General features: G+C 43.4%; 15 protein-coding genes and 3 tRNA genes. 3 read left to right on the forward strand and 15 right to left on the reverse strand.

The genetic code is table 11. The features are described from left to right. The 14 genes from JMW90_RS08950 to JMW90_RS09015 form a co-directional block, all read right to left on the reverse strand. On the reverse strand, window positions 1-541 hold a 541-nt coding region (locus JMW90_RS08950; RefSeq protein ID WP_201563356.1), incomplete at its 3' end, for a pilus assembly FimT family protein. Window positions 542-791: 250 nt separating this feature from the next. Next, entirely contained in the window at window positions 792-1,670 is an 879-nt protein-coding gene (locus JMW90_RS08955; protein ID WP_201563358.1) for a ComF family protein, read from the reverse strand. 57 nt (window positions 1,671-1,727) lie between these two features. Beyond that, a complete protein-coding gene (locus JMW90_RS08960; RefSeq protein ID WP_201563360.1) occupies window positions 1,728-3,161 on the reverse strand; it encodes a phospholipase A in 1,434 nt (477 codons plus the stop codon). 624 nt (window positions 3,162-3,785) lie between these two features. After that, window positions 3,786-6,074, reverse strand: a complete 2,289-nt coding sequence (locus JMW90_RS08965) for a cytochrome c biogenesis protein CcdA (RefSeq protein ID WP_201563362.1) — start codon at window positions 6,072-6,074, stop codon at window positions 3,786-3,788. Between the two features lie 59 nt (window positions 6,075-6,133). Beyond that, the gene (locus JMW90_RS08970; RefSeq protein WP_227691918.1) at window positions 6,134-6,658 is read right to left on the reverse strand and encodes a protein-disulfide reductase DsbD N-terminal domain-containing protein; all 525 of its coding nucleotides are present in this window, start codon (window positions 6,656-6,658) and stop codon (window positions 6,134-6,136) included. 441 nt (window positions 6,659-7,099) lie between these two features. Further along, complete coding sequence (gene gspG / locus JMW90_RS08975) at window positions 7,100-7,582, reverse strand: type II secretion system major pseudopilin GspG (RefSeq protein ID WP_201563366.1); 483 nt, start codon at window positions 7,580-7,582, stop codon at window positions 7,100-7,102. A 724-nt stretch (window positions 7,583-8,306) separates the two neighbouring features. Continuing rightward, window positions 8,307-9,509: a type II secretion system inner membrane protein GspF gene (gene gspF / locus JMW90_RS08980; RefSeq protein ID WP_201563368.1), complete on the reverse strand. Its 1,203-nt coding sequence runs from the start codon at window positions 9,507-9,509 to the stop codon at window positions 8,307-8,309. A 100-nt stretch (window positions 9,510-9,609) separates the two neighbouring features. Next, window positions 9,610-10,701: a hypothetical protein gene (locus tag JMW90_RS08985; protein ID WP_201563370.1), complete on the reverse strand. Its 1,092-nt coding sequence runs from the start codon at window positions 10,699-10,701 to the stop codon at window positions 9,610-9,612. A 565-nt stretch (window positions 10,702-11,266) separates the two neighbouring features. Continuing rightward, on the reverse strand, window positions 11,267-12,202 hold the full coding sequence (locus JMW90_RS08990; RefSeq protein WP_201563372.1) for an AraC family transcriptional regulator: 936 nt from the start codon (window positions 12,200-12,202) through the stop codon (window positions 11,267-11,269). A gap of 377 nt (window positions 12,203-12,579) precedes the next feature. Beyond that, window positions 12,580-12,655 (reverse strand) — tRNA-His (locus tag JMW90_RS08995). A gap of 40 nt (window positions 12,656-12,695) precedes the next feature. Continuing rightward, window positions 12,696-12,772, reverse strand: a tRNA-Arg gene (locus JMW90_RS09000). A 93-nt stretch (window positions 12,773-12,865) separates the two neighbouring features. Then, window positions 12,866-12,942: transfer RNA gene (locus tag JMW90_RS09005), tRNA-Pro, on the reverse strand. A 245-nt stretch (window positions 12,943-13,187) separates the two neighbouring features. Further along, complete coding sequence (locus JMW90_RS09010; RefSeq protein ID WP_201563470.1) at window positions 13,188-14,663, reverse strand: McrC family protein; 1,476 nt, start codon at window positions 14,661-14,663, stop codon at window positions 13,188-13,190. A gap of 72 nt (window positions 14,664-14,735) precedes the next feature. Further along, complete coding sequence (locus JMW90_RS09015) at window positions 14,736-16,193, reverse strand: McrB family protein (RefSeq protein ID WP_201563374.1); 1,458 nt, start codon at window positions 16,191-16,193, stop codon at window positions 14,736-14,738. Between the two features lie 310 nt (window positions 16,194-16,503). Between JMW90_RS09015 and JMW90_RS09020 the strand changes: the two genes are divergently transcribed. Continuing rightward, the gene (locus JMW90_RS09020) at window positions 16,504-17,181 is read left to right on the forward strand and encodes a DUF4442 domain-containing protein (protein ID WP_201563376.1); all 678 of its coding nucleotides are present in this window, start codon (window positions 16,504-16,506) and stop codon (window positions 17,179-17,181) included. A gap of 28 nt (window positions 17,182-17,209) precedes the next feature. On the opposite strand, the gene gspE is transcribed toward JMW90_RS09020, so the two are convergent. Continuing rightward, window positions 17,210-18,778, reverse strand: coding sequence for a type II secretion system ATPase GspE (gene gspE, locus JMW90_RS09025; RefSeq protein ID WP_201563378.1), 1,569 nt, complete (start codon window positions 18,776-18,778; stop codon window positions 17,210-17,212). Window positions 18,779-18,978: 200 nt separating this feature from the next. On the opposite strand from gspE, the gene JMW90_RS09030 reads away from it, so the two are divergent. Together JMW90_RS09030 and JMW90_RS09035 are read left to right on the forward strand one after the other, a co-directional pair. Further along, window positions 18,979-19,761, forward strand: a complete 783-nt coding sequence (locus JMW90_RS09030) for a thiazole synthase (protein ID WP_465269374.1) — start codon at window positions 18,979-18,981, stop codon at window positions 19,759-19,761. 46 nt (window positions 19,762-19,807) lie between these two features. Further along, complete coding sequence (locus tag JMW90_RS09035; RefSeq protein WP_201563382.1) at window positions 19,808-21,247, forward strand: WS/DGAT/MGAT family O-acyltransferase; 1,440 nt, start codon at window positions 19,808-19,810, stop codon at window positions 21,245-21,247. Window positions 21,248-21,257: the final 10 nt, after the last annotated feature.

A 21,257-nucleotide genomic window follows, 5' to 3' on the forward strand; every position in this document is an offset into this window, starting at 1 on the left:
TCCCACTGTTCCCACTGTTCCCACTGTTCCCACTGTTCCCACTGTTCCCACTGTTCCCACTGTTCCCACTGTTCCCACTGTTCCCACTGTTCCCACTGTTCCCACTGTTCCCACTGTTCCCACTGTTTCCACTGTTCCCACTTTGACCGTTTGGGTCTTCTTTTGGAACAGAACCTCCAGCTACCGCTGATTTTAAAAAGATACTTGTCCAATCTTTAGGTGTAGTTAAAGATAAAAGTGTAATTGGACCTGAGTATGGAATCTCAATATTAATTATATTATTTGATCTATTTCCATTAATATAACTTACTGTTACTGGCTGCCGACGAATAACACTTTCAGCTTTGGCTTCTCTTAAGGCATTGATTAAGGTTGCAGTTGTTGACTTCACTCGCTGATTAGCAAGTTGGGTACTAATACTAGGCGCAGCAATAGATACAATGACAGCCAATACTACAATAGTAACCATCAGCTCAATCAGGGTAAAACCTGAGTTAGAGTCTGAGTGGTAACGTGAAAAGCTATTTATAGAATTAGGCATGTTATTATCCTATTTATGGTAATTACGAGTTATTTGTGACAACAAATAAAATCTTTAGTAAGATTAATTCTCAACATTCTTTAATAGTATATGCAATATTTATACCACTAATTTTAACTATTAATCTACTTGTATCTATAAGTAGATAAAATTTGCTCCAAGTAAATAAAAAGTCAAAGACAATCAACCGTTATGAACAATATATCAATAATGTAACACAATAGTAGTTGTCAATTAATATTTTTAGCTATTACAACTGGCTACCATGTGCCAATGCATAGGCACACAGATGATATTTATTATTGGCGTTAGGGGCTGGCACAGGGTAAATGCACAGTGTGTGGGCTAAGGCTTGTAGGCTTGCACCTGTGGTCGCCACATCATCAAACAATAACAGCCGCTTGACAGGTGGTGGCTCAATAAGCGCAAAGGCATTGTCTAAGTTGGTTAGGCGTTCGGCACGGCTCAAACCTTGCTGACTGACCGTATCATCAACACGTCTTATACCTTGCCATAAAGGGATATCCCAGTGCTTAGATAGATACGCGGCCAAGATACTGACAGGATCAAAGCCACGTTTGATGAGACGCTCATCGGTCGTTGGCATAGCGACAATCATGCTATTATCATGATGACAACCATGAGGTCGTGGTAGCTGGCGTATCGCATGTAGCAATAACGGCAGCTTTGTCATATCTTCATGATGCTTAAAGGCTTTGATAGCTTGGCGCATGGGATAGTCATAATAGGTTGCTGCTTGAATGGTCAGCGTCCTACCAGCAGCAATATCGACTTCAAACGGCTGGGGCAACCACGTAAGACTGCTATGGCAACTGGGACATAACAGTCCGCTACTAAAACGGCTATTGAATCGCTTGCGTATACTAGTGGAAAAAGAATGGTTACTTAATAAAGGGTGATTACTTGATAAAGAGTAGTTACTTGATAAAGAGTGCGATGCGTTTTCAGCCAATAAGCTGTTTTGACTGAATAATGAAGGGTTTGATGAGGAGTGACTTTGTGAGAGCTGTGCTTGCGGGATACTACGATAAACGGCACATAACTGGCAACGTAAATTTATATACTCTGCCAGCCATATTCCGGTCTGATAAGGCGCTAAGTGACGCATGATTGGCTGTCACTATAGACAGTGATGTTACAGACACTGATATTATAGGTGCTGATGTTACAGCCCTTTCCAATCATTGAGTACGATACCAAAGCCGATAGAGGTATTCTCATAGTTATAATCTACGATAGATTCGCCATAACCTTGGAATACCTGCACAAAACCATTGACGTTTTTGGATAACGGATAAGTATAATCGATTTGCGCAGCGCCCTTACTGGTGCCCGGATTGTAGCGCAACGTACCGCTTAGACTTTGTTGACTCGGTAAATCATATAAGAACTTGATATCGCCATAACCCATGAAATCTTCGATATCCGGATTGTCTTCACTGCTATCATTTTCATTGTTCACTCGTAACCACAATCGCGGTATGACAGATAACTTGCCCCACTCTGCCCCTGCCATCACATAAGCACGGTTCCATGAGCGTGATAATGGATCATCTTGACCATTTGAGTGATGAATAGCACCTGCTCCGAGCATGCGCAGTCGTCCACCAAAAGGCAGATTTGCTGTCACAGGCTGGGTCAAAAATACCTCTGGCTGATAATCGGTTGCACGAAATGGTCGTGAGTTGTCTTCATTATAAACCTGCCAATGCGACTCTTGAGTATAACCAAACCACAAATCAGCATTGGTATTAAACAAATCTTCTGCCACTTTGGTCTTTAATGATAGTTGAAACTTCAAATCCGTATTACGAGTGTCGTTAGACGTAAAGGGCTTCTCTGGTTGAGGTCGAGTGGATGTACTTGGGCTTAAATTGGGATCAAAAGTATAAAACAGTGGCATAACATAGGTTGGACGATAGGCTCTGACTGTCCATGTACCGCGTTCACTGTTTTTATCAAGGTCATACGCTAAGCTTAGTGGCGTATATTTTTCGATATCCGCTTGCGTCACGCCGACATTTTCTAATACTTCCGCTTCTCTTTGCGTCAGTCCAGCCGTATCTAAACTTTCAGTCTCAGCAGACGGGTTTGTTTCAATATCTTGTGAAGCGTTACCAGACACTTTTTGAGCGATAACATTGTCGTTAGCATTGCCGTTAGCAGTTTCAACAGCGTTGGTTTCTTGTGCTAATACCACCTGCGGATTACCTGACAGCGTACTGATAACCGTTTTTGCCAAATCTACTGGCTGTTTACTTGTAACATAACTTGGCGTCTTACCTTGTTCTGCAACCTTATCAAAGCATGCCAAACGGGCAGAACTGGTCTGTACTTGAGTACATTCAAAAAACAATGCCGCCTGCTGAGCAACAAAATCTTCGCTCACCGCACTGCCGTTTTGCACAGCGATATTGGTATTCATAGGCTGCAAGCTCTTAGTCTGAGTTGTATCAGCAGCCTGCGCTTGTATTGTGAAAAAAGTGAGCGCTACGCCAACGGCGATATGTAGAGAGCGCTTAGTCGTTTTAATCATCATTTTTTTTGGTGCTTCAGGTTTATTTATAGAGGGGCGCTGCAAAGTAATATTGAAAAACATAAGTATCCTTTATTCAACTGATCGTGATTGTCAACAGAATATATGAGATGATGGATATAACTATTAGCGTCGACGCTAAACTGGCATAAAAAATCAATATAACTTGGAGATAAGGGGTTGCTATCACGCTGAATAATGCGCTTTTAGCAATGTTGCTTTATTGTAATGAAAACGTACACACTATACTAGCTTTATTGCTGCATAATGTAGTGCTAAATGAAGATAAGTAGCATAAAACCAAATGCTTATACTGCCTACAACATAAAAATGCAATCGTTGCGTAAGTGTCTGGCTAATAACACGCTCAAAGTAATTTTGATCTATTTAACACCAAATACAACGGATAATGTGATATCAGCTTACTGCTAAAATAAGCTCAAAAAAGCCAACGTACCGTGACAGTACGTTGGCTTACTTATAGGAATCGTATGAAGGCGTTTAAGAGGATAAAACAAAGATTTCTGATATGACTATAGTCAGTAAAAAGTAATATCGACACATGATGTACTGCTGGTATCAATTTTTCTTGCTTGCTGTGCCCATGCAGACAGAGGCTGCAAAAAATTTGTACCAGCAGTACCGTTGCGTGGCGTGGCGTGGCATTTTTAGAGTATTTTGACTATATTATTTGTTCAATGCCGTTAATGTCTGCTCAAACTCTTGTCGACCGATTTCACCGACTTGTTGAGTCACCAGCTGAGCGTCTTGATAGTACAACAGCGCAGGTGGACCAAATAATTTATAACGCGCTAAGATAGCCTTAGAGTCTGCGCTGGTCTCAGTAATATCCAGCTTGACCAACTGCCAGCCTTGCATTTGCGCTGGACGACTATAGAATAAGTTTTTATCCATAATACGGCACTCGATACACCACTCAGCGGTGACATCGACGACGACTTTAGGGTTGGCGGCAATAATCGCATCTAACTGCGCAAGCGTCGTGACGGTCTTATCTGTCGCACTATTATTACCTGCCAGCTGACCCTCAATAGATTGACCGCTAGAAGATTGCACCATCGTTGGGGCGGCGCTTAATGACACTAATGGATGTAAACTGTCATCATTACCCAAGGCTGCACCAATAATCAAACAGGCCGCCCAGATACCAGCTACCAAGCCCAGTGCTTGCGTCAGCATACGGCCACGACCCAGCCAGCTCCAAGCCCAAGTAGCGACGACCATAAACCATAGCGCCCATACCAATAGTATCACTGGCGATATAAATACCCGCTCAATTAATAGTAGTGCCACGGCAAGTAGTAATAAAGCAAAACCTACTTTGACCCAGTTCATCCACTCGCCCGCTTTCGGAATAATCTTACCTTGGGTGGCCCCAATTAAAATCAGCGGCGCGGACAAGCCAAAGCCGAGCATAAATAAGGCGGCAAAGCCCAATAGCGGACTACCAATCGTTGAGACCGCAAGCAGTGCGCCAAATAGTGGCGCAGAAACACAAGGTGATACCACTAAAGCTGATAAGAAACCAGCGACCAAGCTACCGCCCGTACTACCCAACTTGCTATCACCAGCTTGGCTTAAGCCTTGAATCTTACTACTAATGGCACGCGGTAAACGAATCGTAAAGACGCCGAGCATATATAGTGCCAACAGAATAAATACGATGGCGAAGCTGATCAAAATGATCGGATTTTGTAGCCAGCCGATAATACCTAACGACTCTCCAAACACAGCAATCACTGCGCCGAGGAGACCGTAAGCAGTGGCAACACCTATCGCATAGCTCGTGGTTAAGATGATGCCTTTTTTGACCGTTGGATTTTTCTGACGGGCGACAATATTAGCGACAATAGGCAACATCGGTAGTACGCATGGGGTCAGCGCCAAGCCCAAACCGGCTAAAAATAATAAGCCGAAAGCCAACCAAGGATGAGAGGCCAAGCCAAATGGGTCGCCTTCTACTAAGTTATTAGCAATAGTACTGGTATTGGCACTGGAACTGGAAATAGCACTGGAACTGTTAGTAGCGTCGCTACCTACTACCCTGCCATCTGCCCCAGAAATCATATTGGTAGCTGTTGTTTCACTATCTAAAGCGCCATCATCTATCAAGGCATAATCAATCACCTCGTCATCTATCAACGCCTCTCCTGCTTCAGCCGTGAGGCTATTAGCATCAGTTGCCTTTAAATTTTCTGATGGCTTTGTGGCGCTCGCAGCGCCAGCTACATTCACAGTATCGACATTCTCTTGGGCATTAGTCGCAAGATTGTCTTGAGTTGCCAACGCTTTGTTAGCAGAGACTTTGGCAGCAGAACTGGTGCTACTTCCCGTAGACTGTTGCGGTGCCGCCGCAACACTGATGGTGGTTTTAATCTTTTCAGGTGGATAGCACAGGCCTGCATACGCACAACCTTGCCAACCAATAACCATTGCCGCATTGTCTACGCTTTTGCCGCTACTATTGGTCAGCATGGTAGTTGCCACTACATTGGCCTGATCAAAGACGGCTACCTTTCCATACGTTGGATCATCAATTAATTTATGCGATTGATTAAAGCGAAAAGGCCCCGCAGTCACGCCAGCAGGTAACGTTAGCTTAAGCTGATTTTTGTAAATATAGTGCCCAGGAGTAATATCGAAGTTAATTGATAAACGCGTGCTCGCAGTAACTGGCTTACCGCTGCTACTGACTTGAAAAGCTTCCTCTACGGGTAAGAACTTTGTTTGCACCGCGCTTTTATCATTACTAAATAAATCGCCCAATCCCGCTGCCTGCGTCGTCATGGGCAGCGCAGCCAGTCCTGCAAATAACGAGCTACTCGCAATAGTCAATGCCAGTAAATAGGACTTCTTTGGCACTTTATTTACAACTGATGGCAGATTTTTTGATGACTGACTTTTTGTAGATACCAATGTAAGTGACGAAATATTTTTTGCTGTCTTAATGGACATAAGGGACTACCTGTTATAACGACTATATAAATCAATCTGCTTGCGCTATCTATTGGTGACTAACGTTTGACTGCAATGTTTAGCGTGGTTTTGATCTTTTCTGGCGGATAGCATAGTCCAGCTTTAGCACAGCCTTGCCAGCCAATCATAACCGGCACATTCTTTGCCGCTTTGCCATTTTTGGTCGTCAGTATAGTCGTTGCTACCACAGTTTTTTGCGTAAATACCGGTACCTTGCCAAAGGTTGGATCATCAATAGAAACCGGCGATTGGCTAAAGGTAAATGGCGCGGCACTGATACCTTTTGGAAAGCTCAAGGTCAGCTTATCTTTATAAACGTAATGACCCGGTGTGATATCAAAGGCGATTGATAGCTGCGTGCCTTTAGCGGTCGCTTTGGTACTGTTGGTTACTTGAAATGCCTTATCAACGGGCAAGAATTTTGATTGCTGAGCGCTATTATTGCTAAACAATTCCCCCAGACCTGCAGCTTGAGTTGCCACAGACGTCATTGACAAAGTAGTCATCAAAGCAGTGGCTGTTATAGCAAGCAAATAAGGCTTTTTAGTTGATTGTTTATTCATGATAATTGATTTCGACTTTGAGATTTTGATAGACATATGATTACCTCGGATGGCTTTAAGAACCGCTAGTTTTTACAATCGCTAAAAAAACAGTCAATCGTTTTAATAATAAATAGCAGGATTAAGATTCCGTTTATCTGGATTTAAAGTTATAGTCAGTGAAAAGTAATATCGACACATTATGTACTGCGGGTATCAATTTTTCTTGCTTGCTGTGCCTACGCAGACAGAGGCTGCAAAAAATTTATACTCGCAGCACCGTAGTGTTTTTAGAGTATTTTGACTATAGTGATATTTATAGTTAGCGATAGTCATAAAAAATATCAACCAATAACGTCTTATTGGTTGATATATTAGTCTCATTAAAAATGCTTTTAGCGCCAAGGTATTTATCATGGTATAGCTTGCAAACAACACCTAAATAACTCAGTAGGCTAGAGCTTATAGCTGAGCATAAAGATCAGCATCCTGCCCCTCTCCGCCTTGTTCACCATCAGCGCCTAGAGAAAATAAATCATAAGGTCGATCTTCATTGCCAGGGGCAACATATTGCAGCTCATTTTCCCAGCCATCCGTTGGATAACCGCCTTTGATGTAACCACCGTCAGGATAATTTTTAGCATCAGCAGGCGGTGTGGTAAGTGCTTCTAGACCTTGAGCCGTCGTCGGATAGCGCGAGTTATCTACTTTATACATATCCAATGCATTTGATACCGTCGATAGTGCCGTTTCAGTGGTTTTGACCCGTGCTTTATCACTTTGTCCGACGACCTTTGGCACCACAAGACCGGCAAGGATGGCCAAAATCACAATCACTACCATGATTTCAATCAAGGTAAATCCCGATTGGCGATTGCTTAAGCGCTGAGTGCTTGGTAAAACCGCTGCTTTGTGACTGCAAGCGGTCTCTGAACACACTGGCATATTATTCCTATCACTCGGTGAAATCATAGTTACTCGAATATTATCAATCATAGTCATCGCTTCTGGCATCGCTTTTCGCGTCAGGGTTATATAAATAATGAAAATGGCGTTTAAGTCGCCTTTATCGTCACATTCACAATAGGCACATTCTATATTCGCAGTGTCTTAATGAGCACTGAAACGATTATCACTATAAACCATGGTTTTATTTTTATCCAGCATTGACGATAGATTGTTATTTGAGTCAATGTGTTATTAATAATCTATGATGGCTAACCTTTTGAAATAGCGTTTGACTGTTACTTATAACTGATACTTACTATAACGCAGGGCTAGATTTGATGAAAGTAAAAGCGCTGTACGATCAACAATATATAACAGTAAGCAAAACTTAAGAAACGTAGCTAAGTATGAAGTCAAATCACTAGAAGGTTGCTAAAGAAGATCAAAAAGTATTAAAGGTAGCAAGGCTTGATCTAGAAATATAAAAGCGTATAACTAAAGTCAGTGAAAAGCAATATCGATGCCTTGTGGTACTACTTGGTATTGCTTGGTACTGCTTGGTATTGCGGGTATTAATTTTTCTTGCTTGCTGTACCTAGGCAGACAGAGGCTGCAAAAAAATTATACCCGCAGTACCGTAGCGCTTTTAGAGTATTTTAACTATATATGGATAGTAAAATAATCCTCACTACTAGGGTAGTATATTTAAGGTTAATAAAAATTAGCCAGCCAAATCATTCATATTAACAATCGGTAGCATCACCGCCATGACGATAATCATTACTACCACGCCCATCAGCACCAGCATTAAGGGCTCAAGTAACGACAATAAGGTGCTGATAAAATTGGTGGCTTCTGCCTCTTGCATATGAGCTGCGCGGCTGAGCATGTTTTCAAGCTCGCCTGAATTTTCACCACTTTTAATCATTTGCACCATCATCGGTGGAAAATAGGACGATTTGTCTAATTGGCTCGACAAACTTGAACCTTCCGTGACTCGATCGGCAGCGGTAATAATCGTTTTTTGAATATGCAAATTGGTCGTCACTGCAGCGCCAATATGTAGCGCCTCAATCAGTGGTACGCCAGAGCGCACCAATATCGCAAGCGTACTGGCAAAGCGCGCCGCATTCAGCCCTTTTGATAAGCGTGCAAATATAGGCAATCTTAGCACGGCACTGTCTATGGTAAGTTTGCCCGCTTGCGTCTGAGCAAAGCGATAGAATAAAAATGCCGTTCCTGCCAACACTAGCAGCATCAGCCACCACCACTGGGTAATGATGTTTGATAAGCTAAGAACAATTTGGGTAATTAAAGGTAGCGCTTGCTCAGACTGCTCAAAGACTTTGACAATTTTGGGTACCACAAAGCTCATTAAGCCCATAATCACGCCAACGGCCATCACCATCAGCACGATGGGATAAACCATAGCACCTTGTATTTTTTTCTGTAAAGCAAAGCGATTTTCGGTGTAATCGGCAAGCTGATTTAAAATCAAATCCAAATGCCCAGACTTTTCGCCAGCGGCAATAGTAGCGATATATAATGGCGGAAAGCTCGCCGCTTGCTGCAAAGCGCGCGCCAGACTTAAGCCTTCTAGGACATGCGAGCGCACGGCAAGCATCAAAGATTTGATATGGGTTTTTGGCGATTGTTTGGCGACAGCTGCTAAGGTTTCCTCTAAAGGAATACCGGCAGCAAGTAACACAGATAGCTGACGGGTAAGCAGTGCCAACTCATACGCAGAGGGCTTTTTATAGCGGCTTTTATGTTGACTTTGTCTGTCATTGACGGCGTTGACTTCAACGGGCGTCCATTGTTTATCGCGCAGCTGCTGGCGTACTTGCCGTGCAGAATCACCTTCAAGCAAACCTTTTTGGATACCGCCGCGATCGTCAAGCGCTTTATAATGATAAGCGGGCATAGCAGCGAATATCCTAAGGTAGTCAAAGGCAAAAGAGGAGGGATAAAGATTTGACAAATAAGCGTATTAAAACAATAAATGACTTAAAATAATAAACGACTTAAAAAAGCGGCGTAGAATCGTTACTATCGGGCATCAAACCTTGCAATAATAAAACATCTAAATGCTGCTGCTGTAGCTTTTTATCAAAATCATTGACTTCCGCGATCAGCATACGCTCGATGCGCTTATCACTGGCAAACACACTAAGACGCGCACAAATGACCGCCAACTGATAAATACGTTTTTTACAGTAACCATCTAAACCTTGTAACAATCTGACCATATGAGGGGTTTCAAGGCTGGCATAATCATAATCGCTCACCACATCCTGACCAAGCGCTGTCACACCATAGCTGATGAGTAAATGGGCGCAAAAATAACAGCTGAATAAGTAGCCGACCACATGCCCGATATAATAGCCACGATCGTAAGTAAAGCTGCTGACGCCAAAGTGCCCAAGCACGTAGCTATTAAGGCTGCCTTGGTCAAAGATAGGTTTATTATGCTTTAGCTTGCCAACGGTGGCAAAGCATAATGGATTGTGCCCATCCTGCGTCGTCAGCTGCCAACCTGCTGGTTGCTGAGCTGGCATATGCCGTACAATATCTTCGATGATATCGTCCACCACATGCAGCTGCTGCCATAAGCGCTCAATGGCATCTGTATCCATCAAACCGCGTTTATCAAGCTGCTGTGCAAGCAAATACTGCTGGTATTCGGCAAACTGGGTTTTGAGAGTTTGTACAAGGTAAGTCGGACGGATAGCAGCAGAAGCCAGATATAATTGCTGCGTGCGTTCGTGCTGCGCCCGATAAAGTGCCACGCGCTGAGTCGCCACACTGCTTTCACTGGCAGAAGTAAATAAGCTTGGCGCCATAAGAGTCTGATTGGTGGCGCTAGCAGTAGAGGATTCTACCCTCTCAAGCAAGCTGTCATCTGCGTTTGGCAAAACAAACAATGCCAATAGTGCCGCTTTATCAAGCAAAGTAACCACACCTGCCCGTGCGCCAGTTTCCTGCTGAATAGTTGAGTCGTGCAGATTAAGATTGGCCTTACCTCTGCTAGGAGTCTTGTCGTTACTATTAGCAGACGCAGAAGGGTCTTGTAGATCACTTGATTTTACGCTTGGTTTTGCGGTCGGTTCAGTCATAAAACACCATCAGCTGCAAAAATAAACATCGCCTAAGTCATACTATATTGCCGATAGCTCGTAATATATAAGCATAAAATATAGGTCGCTAAAACATTGTCGCATCTAGGCGACTTATTACTTCATTGCCATTCCATAGTACCTGAACCTACGCTCATTGTCAGCTATGCAAGATCGAAATACTTGTGATGACAAAACAGTGTTATCACACAAATGCTGTTATAGTCAGTCCTAAATAAAAAAAATACAAATATTATAAAGCACTACTGGGATTAATTTTTCTTGCTTGCTGTGCCTGCGCAGACAGAGTTTGCGAATAATTAACCACAGTAGCATCGTACTCTTTTAAAAGTGGATCAACTATAGTCAGAGAAAAGTAATATCGATACATCAAGTACTGCTGATATTAATTTTTCTTGCTTGCTGTGCCTATGCAGACAGAGGCTGCAAAAAATTTATACCAGCAGCACTGTAGCGTTTTTGAGATATTTTAACTATATATATCACTGATTCAGTTTAGAAAATATCGCGCTGCTTGGATGCCTATTTCAGTCTGACGTGCCAACTAAGCGAGATTTTGTTTTTGATATTGCTGACGGTACGCTTTTGGCGATATGCCATACACGCGCTTAAAGGCTTGACTAAAGGTTGAATCTGAGGCATAACCCACCAGCTCACTGATTCGGCTGATGCTGTTTTGCTGCAAGCGTAAGTAACGTGCTGCTAGACGTAAACGGTAGTCAATCAAATAGGTCAAAGGCGGCATACCAACCACGTCTTTGAAACGTTGGGCAAAACTCGATCGCGACATACCTGCAACCTCAGCAAGCTTATGAATGGTCCAGTTCTGGCTTGGTGTTTCGTGCATAGCGACCAACGCCTTGGTTAAAAACGGGTCTTTCATGGCTTTCAACCAACTGTCCGTGGCTTCAGGCAAACTTTCGATAAAAACTCTTAAGCACTCAATCATCATAATACTTGCCCAATGATTGATAATCGCCGTCTTACCCATCCGCTCATGCTCAGCTTCCAACGTCAGCAGCCGAATCTCGACATCAATCACCTCAAACCGACCATCAGATTCATCGTTAATTTCAGGCAATATCGTTGGTAGCACTGACAATAAAGGACGAATCATCTCTTTATCGTACTTACATTCAATCAGTATTAAGGACGACTGGGCATCTCCATCGCCCTGAATATCAAGCGATTGTTCCGTGCAATTGGTAAGCAACTCATCCAAAGGCTTGGCACTCTGAGCATGATGATTGAGCGCGTAACTGACATGATTGTGCGCACTGGGAATCATAATAATATCGCCAGCATGCGCTTCTCTGAGTCCACCGCCCATATCAATACAAAAACTGCCGGACATCACCAAATAAAAAATAATCGTATCTTGTCTAGTGAGAGAATAAGACCAATTACCCGTACCATTTAAGCGATAGTATTTTGTATCAAATAAATGCACATTTTGTAGTAACACGCTTAATGCGTCCATGAACCATTTCTCCAATCACAGATGCTCAATAATCGCCACTCAATAACGTGCCAATTTAATAAAAAAGCTGCATTGATACGAGGATCGATTTTATTTAAAAATAATATAGTGTTACTGAGATGAATTTTTCTTAGTCAGCAAAGCTAGCATACTTTAATAAAGCCTTTACCATATAATATACATAGTCAGTGAAAAGTAGTATCGATACATTACGTACCGCTGGTATTAATTTTTCTTGCTTGCTGTGCCTACATAAACAGAGGCAAAAGGATATAAAATAGACAGGCACAAAAAAATGCCAAGAATGGCAGCGTCTGTTTTTAACAAATTTTGATATAAAGATAGAATATAAAAAGGAGGAATACAGAAAAATAAAATGGGGCGACTGATGGGACTCGAACCCACGACAACCGAGATCACAACCCGGGGCTCTACCAACTGAGCTACAACCGCCATAACTGTTGCCAAAATGCGGCAAGATATGCAGGCTAAATGGTGCGCCTGGCAGGATTCGAACCTGCGGCCACCTCCTTAGAAGGGAGATGCTCTATCCAACTGAGCTACAGGCGCTCTTAGAGGACTTTTACATATTTTGGTCAGCTTGATAGACAAGAAACCAAACCATTATACATAAAAAAAAGCCTGTAAGGCTCTTAAAATAGATGGTCGGAGTGATAGGATTCGAACCTACGACCCTCTGGTCCCAAACCAGATGCGCTACCAAACTGCGCCACACTCCGAAATTCTCTATTACTACGATAGTTTGTTGATTAGCTGGTCATTGGCAATGCCACTAGCTGGCTAACGTTCATCGCTATCGAGGTGCACATATTAAGGGGAAACGCCGATGGTGTCAACACCTATTTTTAATTAATTTGAATTAACTGCTAAGTTATTGCAAAAAAGCTTATTTCTTATAAATTGAACATTGACTGGCGTTACTTAACATAGTGCTTAATGACCTATGCGCTAATTGTACTAGCTCTTATGTCAGAAGCAAGTTGCTGTTTATCGTCCCTGTCAGCACATTAAAGGGTATCAGCCATAACTGGGCATAGGATGCCTTTTTACTATTATGAATATCTTGAACGTGTTGTTTCAATACAACCGCCTGCCTCTGATTGTCTTGCACCGGATATACCAGCCAGACTTGCTCGGCTTGATAAGCCTGTGCATAGCTGCTCAGTTGATAGGCGTCGCTGGCACTAATGGCGCTGGCATGCGCTAAGGGTTTCCATTTAATATCGATCACATGGCTATAATGACGTGACTGTTTTTCTCTTGTATCCTTTACTTTCGACACATGACTATCATACATGGCCGTATTTTCAGCACTTGAATGTATTTGCTTATAAATCAGTAAATCAGGACGAATAGACAAACACGCCTGCCCTTCTGCATCGTTCAGCCAGACACGTTGGGTTTGAAACAGTGGTTTATAGTCGTCGCTTAACTGCTGAAAAAACAGTGCAATGCGCTGACTTGCCCACTGTTCAAATGCTTGATTCATGTCAATCAACAGGCATAAGCGCTGCGGCATTGGGTGTTTATTAAATGGATTTTGTGAATCCATACCGTGACCAGTCTCAGTAGGTGACTGGCATAGCAGCCAATAAGCGAAATCTACTAGCTGCTGGGCCGCCTGTAATTGCTTTGCTTGCAGTGGCTGAGTCTCAAGCTCACGCTTGGCTTGAAAATATATCGACTCTAGCTGGCGTATTTCATACTGATGTAGCACAGACACTTGCTGCCATGGCTGCAAATATAGGAGAAGGTTTGATTGGGATAGCAAAGGTGTTAGTAGCTTTAATGCACTTTTAATCATGCGATTGCCTAACATATCTTGGCTGAGCACACTGCGCTCACAGACAAATTTGTGCGGCTGCATACTGTTGTGACGCAGCTGTTCTTTTATCAGCAGGCGACCTTGCAGCGCTGCTTGATTGTGGATTTGCGTCTGATACTGCATGGTTGGCTGATAATGCGCTAAGTACTGCAAAAACTGCGTAATGAGCCAATCAGATAAAGGCAATGCGCTGACTGGGAGCGCTGTCAACTGGCGGCTGTATTGCCCAAAGTTTTTGCTATGAGGTGATTTGTAATCGTCACCATTTATTAAGTCTGACAGCATATTTTGCACCCAGTGACGGATTTGAAAAATATCTGTATCTGCTAGCCGCTTATTTGACTGATATGACTGTCGAATATCAGTACTAACTGCTTTTGCGATAGGTTTTGGCAGTATCTCAACAATCATACCGCTCGGCATTATAATAACGCCGATATAACATCCAACCTTGAGTTGCCACTGTCCTTGTTTACGCTTAATGCTAAATACCGACAGCTCTTGCGCTATCAGCCACTGAAAATCAAAATCATGCAAAAAATCATGCGTTGTTAAACGCTGATGCTCAAATACCGTCATGATATTAGCTACAAGATGGCTATCAAGCGTATGCATATGAGCACTGTTTGTCTGATGTTTTGCAGTGCTCTGATTGAGTCCATTGTTATTTATCACTGATTCACACCATCACAGGTATAAGCGCTGATAGATGGCAGGTTTGATAAACTCACCGGTCTTGGCAATAAGGTCAGTATTAATTGTATAACTACCTGCATGCATAGACTGAGCAAAATAGGATTGCTGTCCTGCAAACATTGAGTTTTGAGTAGTAATAGTATTCTGGCTAGCCATTTGATTGGATGTCTCGTTATTCATTAATGTTTGGCTATCATGAATAAATTGCGCTGGCATCAGCTGCTGTTCATCTTTAAAGATGTATTGCAAGACAGCTACTTGCCCGCCCGCTGCTTGGGCTAATTGTGGAATAATTTGCTCAGTAAGTGCCATTTGTAACTGCTCAAGACTATGCACTGAGAATAAAAATGCATGACCCATTTGCGCCTCAATCCCTAACGTTTGGCTAATACGATGATTTAAACCTGTTAATATTTTGGCTAAATCGATAGACTCCGCTTCGTCGGTTACTTCTGACCCTTTATTCAGGTGGACAGTCGGTAACAGCTCAGGCTGCGGCGGACAGTCAATAAAGCGAAAACGACGACGCAGTGCCATATCTAGTGGCGCTAACGAATGATCTTGGGTATTCATGGTCGCATAGATATCAACATTGGCAGGCACGCTAAACGCTCGCCCAGAGTACGCCAAACTTATTGTCATCGCATTGGGCGTACCTGCTCGTTTATCAGGTTCAATAAGACTGAGCAATTCACCAAAAACGCGTGAGACGTTGGCACGGTTAATCTCGTCAATCAGCATGGCATAGCGCTGCTGAGGATCATTAGCAGCGCGCTGACACAATTTTAAAAATGCACCATCTGTAATAGTGTAGCTCATTTGCGATGCGCTGTTATTCGACTGACTAGCAGCTGCCATCACCGGGCGAATGCCCTCGACAAACTCTTCATAGCCATATGCTTGATGGAAGCTAACCATACTAAAACGCTGTTGGCTAAAGCGCTGGTTTTGGCTGGCACTATTATCACACTGCGCCTGCTGAAATTCTGACAATTGCTCTGACAATTCGCTCAATAGCATCAAGCTGTCAGGCAATAAATACCACGCGCCGCTAGGGTCTTTATCAAAGTACGCTTGACTGGCTCTATTTTTATACCCAACCGTCTGTGAGCTGGTTGGACTGTGCATTTGCAGTACAGACCACGCCGTATTACTTAAATTTTTCTCTCGTGCATTTTGCGCTGCTTTGACGACAAAAAATCTATGATTGACGATTTCAGGTACTTTTACTAAGTCCTGTTTTTGCGATTGAAAATCTAAAAATATTAAACAGACAACGTCACGCCAGCTCAACTCTTGCAATAATTGCTTGAGCAAATCCTCATCATTGGCTCTGGGCAGATAATCCGTATAATCTTTAGCGATTTGGAGCAATCGGTAAGTTTTACCGGTACCCGCGACGCCCGTATAAATAATATTGGTCGCCTTATCATTAGACACATCAGGCATAGCATTTTCCAGCGAAAAAGTATAAAAAATCCAGCAAAAAAGTATAAAAAAAGCGCTAACATTTTATCATTATAGTCGCTCACTCTACAGGGTATCAGTGTTTCGATTACTAACGCCTAAGGTGCCGTTACGTCACTGTTATTTTGTGAGCACGGTAGTACAGGGTAATAATAGTAGCGACTGAGCAGTTGATGTACCATAACTAAAATAGCTGCTAGGATAAAGCCTATTCGGTGACTCATTTATGACATGAGCATTTTCACCCTAGTATCATTAGCATTGTAAATCCCACTTGAATGAGGAATGTTGTATGTCAGGATTACTAAAAAAACTCCCGATCAAATTGACCAATAAACTGCCAGCCAAAGTCCCTGAGAACACAAAACCTACTGTCGAAAAACCAAACAGCACGCTAAAGCCAATCAGCAATCAATTCACCAAACTGTTATCTATCACCAAATACTTGCCTGCTGGTGCGCGCTCAAGCGTTTTATCAAAGGCATTTGGTAAAGTGGTGCCTTATGTCGGCACGACGGGCATCTATTATGAGACAGTCGATCCAAACCAAGTGGTGGTCAGTTTAAATAACAGCAAAGCCGTGCAGAATCATATTGGATCCGTCCATGCAGTTGCCATTACCTTACTGGCTGAAACGGCAACGGGATTTATCTTAGGCTTAAATTTACCTGCTGATCGTGTCCTATTGATTAAGTCTTATTCGGTGAATTTTTATCGTCCGATTAAAAAAGGACAGATGGCCGCCATCGCAAGCTTATCTGATGAGCAGCGTTTAGATATTTTAAATACCCCAAAAGGTGAGATGGTCATTCCATGTGTCATTCATGACCGTGAGTCAGATAGTGATCGCGACCCAATCGTGGTCGAGATGACGTGGGCTTGGATACCCAAAGCTGAGTTAGAAGCGCGTCGTCTAGGCAAAACCAGCGAAATTTCGGTAGCAGCTGATAAGACTGTTGCAAGCAAGTAATGGGTGAAGAATACGTAAAAAAATTACTTTAAACAATCAAAGCGTCCTCAAGTAGGGCGCTTTCTTTGGTCACGCGTAGCACCTCTTCTAATGTCGTACGCCCCGCTATTACCTTACGCAAACCATCAGCACGAATCGAGGGTGTCTTTTGTCGGGCGTACTCTTCTAGCTCATACTCGGCGGTATTGCTATGAATCATGCGTCGCAAGGCATCATCAACGGGCACCACTTCATATATCGCCGTCCGCCCTTTAAAGCCTGATTGGTTACACTTATCACAGCCGACTGCTCTAGGTAGCTTGATGGCTTTATCTACCGGATTATCATCAGTATTGTTAGTTGCAATATGCTCGGACACTGATTGAATACCAATTTCAGTAAACAATTTGGCTTGTTCAGGGTCAGCCAGCTGCCAATCATGGCAATGGGTGCATAAGGTACGTACCAAACGCTGCGCAACCACCCCTATCAATGATGAGGACAATAAAAACGGCTCAACGCCCATATCTTGCAAGCGCGTGACCGCTCCAATGGCGGTATTGGTATGCAGAGTTGATAAGACCAAATGCCCGGTCAATGACGCTTGCACAGCGATTTCTGCTGTCTCTAAATCGCGAATTTCACCAACCATCACCACGTCTGGATCTTGACGCAACATCGCGCGTAAGCTCTTGGCAAAGGTCATATCGACTTTGTTATTCACTTGCGTTTGCCCAATACCATCAAGCTGAAACTCAATCGGATCTTCGGCGGTTAAGATATTACGGGTTTGGTCGTTCAAATCAGTCAATGCTGAATACAGCGTAGTGGTTTTACCCGAGCCCGTCGGTCCTGTCACTAGAATAATGCCATGCGGACGATGAATTAGACGTTTTAGCTCGCTATAATCATTATCAGATAGACCCAAATAGGTCATATTCAGGCGACCGGCTTGCTTATCTAACAGTCGCATGACCACGCGCTCACCAAAGCTCGACGGCAATGTCGATACCCGCACGTCAACCTCGCGCCCCGCTAAGCGCAAGCTGATACGCCCATCTTGCGGCACGCGCTTTTCGGCGATATCAAGCTTAGCCATTACCTTGATACGCGATACCAGTAATGGGGCTAATTGGCGTTTTGGTGTGATGATTTCTTTTAGCTCACCATCGACGCGAAAGCGTACGACTAGCCGCTTCTCAAAAGTTTCAATATGAATATCTGAGGCATTTAAACGGATGGCTTCAGACAATAACGCATTAATCAGGCGAATAATGGGCGCATCGTCTTGTTGGTCCATCAAATCTTCAGTTTCAGGCACACTGTCTGCCAGACTATCAAGATCAGGATGGTCTTCAAGTCCAGCGGCGATATGCTGCGACTCGCCAGTGTTGCCCGCATAAGCGGCGTTCATGCGTTTTTCAAAATCATCCGAGCTGACGCTTTCATATATCGGCACACCGCGTATGCCTTGCTGCTGTAAGAATCGCACGGCTTCATTGATTGCTGAAAGCGGCGTGACCTTGGTCAATAGTAATGTCGGTGGCAGCTCAGGATCAATGGCTAGAATGACCAAAATCTGATGGCGTTTCGCAAAACTGTACGGCAGTTGCATCATAAAAACGACCTAATAGATAAAAAACTCAGAAAGAAACTTGTATCAAAGCACGGCAAATGTATTATGCTTAACTGGCTAAACCGAAAAAGACTGCAAGTAAGATTGCATGATTTTGTTATAATAGCATTTTGTTTTACTCGCCATTAGGATTTTCAGTTATGTCAGAGAACACTAGCACTGCTACTCAACCGACAGCCCTTTTGCAAGATACTTTTACGGTAGGCAGTCGTACCTTTTCTTCTCGATTATTGGTCGGTACGGGTAAGTATAAAGATATGGCCGAAACGGGCGCTGCAATCGGGGCGTCAGCAGCAGAGATAGTGACGGTCGCTATTCGTCGTACCAATATTGGTCAAAATAGAGATGAGCCCAATTTGCTTGATGTGATTTCACCGGATAAATATACTATTTTGCCCAATACAGCGGGCTGTTTTGATGCAGAAACGGCGATTCGCACTTGCAAGCTTGCTCGTGAGCTATTAGGTGGGCATAATCTGGTTAAGCTTGAAGTATTAGGGGACGAAAAAACCTTATACCCTAATGTGATAGAAACGCTCAAAGCGGCAAGGGTGTTGATTGATGACGGTTTTGAGGTCATGGTCTATACATCAGACGACCCTATCGTCGCACAAGAGCTTGAAAGCATGGGCTGTGTGGCAATTATGCCACTTGGTAGCCTGATTGGCTCTGGTCTTGGTCTGCTCAATCGCCATACGCTAAGCTTGATTATTGAAAATGCCAAGGTGCCCGTATTGGTTGATGCCGGTGTTGGTACCGCTTCTGATGCCGCGATTGCCATGGAACTTGGCTGTGATGGCGTACTGATGAATTCAGCGATTGCCAATGCCCAAAACCCTGTGATGATGGCTCAAGCCATGAAGCATGCAGTCTGGGCAGGACGTCAGGCTTTCTTGGCGGGCCGTATGCCGATGCGCAAAATGGCAACTGCCAGCTCGCCACAGACGGGATACTTTTTTCAGTAGCATTACCTATTAGTTGATTGTATTTTTCATTATAAAAGGATTTATTATGCGACTTCTCACAGCAGTCGACCAGGTGTTTTTACTTCTTGAGTCGCGCAAACAGCCCATGCATGTTGGAGGTCTATTTTTATTTGAATTACCAGAAGACGCTGATATCAGCTTTGTTCACCAGCTGGTAAAACAGATGCAAGACTCTGATGTACCGCCAACGTTTCCGTTTAACCAAGTGCTTGAGCATATGGTATTTTGGAAAAAAGACAAAAATTTTGATGTCGAGCACCATTTGCATCATGTCGCACTACCAAAGCCTGCCCGTGTGCGCGAACTTTTGATGTATGTTTCAAGAGAGCATGGGCGCCTGTTAGACCGTGCTATGCCGCTATGGGAATGCCATGTGATTGAAGGCATTCAGTCAGAAACTGAAGGTAGCCCAGAACGCTTTGCGCTGTATTTTAAAATTCATCACTCGCTGGTTGATGGCATCGCTGCCATGCGTCTGGTCAAAAAATCCTTGTCACAATCGCCCAATGAGCCGGTTACTTTGCCCATTTGGTCATTAATGGCACGCCATCGCAATCAGATCGATGCTATTTTGCCCAAAGAGCGCTCCGCTTTAGGCATTCTTAAAGAGCAAGTATCTACCATTAAGCCTGTATTTACAGAATTCCTAGATAATCTTAAAAATTACAATGACGACAGCTATGTCAGCACCTTTGATGCGCCGAGGAGTATTTTAAACAGACGCATTTCAGCATCGAGACGTGTAGCAGCACAATCTTATGATATCAAGCGCTTCAATGATATTGCTGAACGCATCAATATTAGCAAAAACGATGTGGTGCTTGCGGTTTGTGCAGGCGCCATACGGCGTTATTTGATTTCGATGGATGCGCTACCGAGCAAACCGCTGATTGCATTTGTGCCCATGTCTTTACGAACTGACGATAGCGTCGCGGGCAATCAGCTGTCATTTGTCCTTGCCAATTTGGGCACCCATCTGGATGACCCGCTGAGTAGAATCAAGCTGATTCATCGCAGTATGAGTAATGGCAAACGTCGTTTTAGACGCATGAATCAAGCGCAAGTCATTAACTACAGTGTGGTGTCTTATGCATGGGAAGGGATCAATCTGGCAACAGGTTTGTTTCCTAAAAAACAAGCCTTTAACCTGATCATCTCAAATGTTCCAGGCTCTGAAAAGCCATTATATTGGAATGGCGCGCGCCTACAATCCTTGTACCCTGCCTCGATTGTCTTTAACGGGCAAGCAATGAATATTACTCTTGCCAGTTATTTGGATAAGATTGAATTTGGTTTTACCGCGTGTAGCAAAGCCTTACATCATATCCAAGATATGCTGATGCTGATAGAAGAAGAGTTGCAGCTGCTTGAAAAGGTCAGTAAAGAGCTTGAATTCAATGGCATCACGGTTGAAGACAAAAGTGGCTACAAAAGTAATAGTAAAACAAAAAAGCTGGCTCCGTAACCGGAACCAG

It is taken from the genome of Psychrobacter glacincola, from assembly GCF_904846215.1.
Classification (GTDB): Bacteria; Pseudomonadota; Gammaproteobacteria; order Pseudomonadales; family Moraxellaceae; genus Psychrobacter; species Psychrobacter glacincola.

Bases quoted from the DNA above. Each gene is read 5' to 3' on its own strand.
- JMW90_RS09010 (WP_201563470.1), bottom strand. From the start codon at position 14,663: ATGCATACGCTTGATAGCCATCTTGTAGCTAATATCATGACGGTATTT.
- JMW90_RS08970 (WP_227691918.1), bottom strand. From the start codon at position 6,658: ATGAATAAACAATCAACTAAAAAGCCTTATTTGCTTGCTATAACAGCC.
- gspF (WP_201563368.1), bottom strand. From the start codon at position 9,509: ATGCCCGCTTATCATTATAAAGCGCTTGACGATCGCGGCGGTATCCAA.
- JMW90_RS08985 (WP_201563370.1), bottom strand. From the start codon at position 10,701: ATGACTGAACCGACCGCAAAACCAAGCGTAAAATCAAGTGATCTACAA.
- JMW90_RS09020 (WP_201563376.1), top strand. From the start codon at position 16,504: ATGTCAGGATTACTAAAAAAACTCCCGATCAAATTGACCAATAAACTG.
- JMW90_RS08990 (WP_201563372.1), bottom strand. From the start codon at position 12,202: ATGGACGCATTAAGCGTGTTACTACAAAATGTGCATTTATTTGATACA.
- JMW90_RS08965 (WP_201563362.1), bottom strand. From the start codon at position 6,074: ATGTCCATTAAGACAGCAAAAAATATTTCGTCACTTACATTGGTATCT.
- JMW90_RS08955 (WP_201563358.1), bottom strand. From the start codon at position 1,670: ATGCGTCACTTAGCGCCTTATCAGACCGGAATATGGCTGGCAGAGTAT.
- JMW90_RS09035 (WP_201563382.1), top strand. From the start codon at position 19,808: ATGCGACTTCTCACAGCAGTCGACCAGGTGTTTTTACTTCTTGAGTCG.
- gspG (WP_201563366.1), bottom strand. From the start codon at position 7,582: ATGCCAGTGTGTTCAGAGACCGCTTGCAGTCACAAAGCAGCGGTTTTA.
- JMW90_RS09015 (WP_201563374.1), bottom strand. From the start codon at position 16,193: ATGCCTGATGTGTCTAATGATAAGGCGACCAATATTATTTATACGGGC.
- JMW90_RS08960 (WP_201563360.1), bottom strand. From the start codon at position 3,161: ATGTTTTTCAATATTACTTTGCAGCGCCCCTCTATAAATAAACCTGAA.
- gspE (WP_201563378.1), bottom strand. From the start codon at position 18,778: ATGATGCAACTGCCGTACAGTTTTGCGAAACGCCATCAGATTTTGGTC.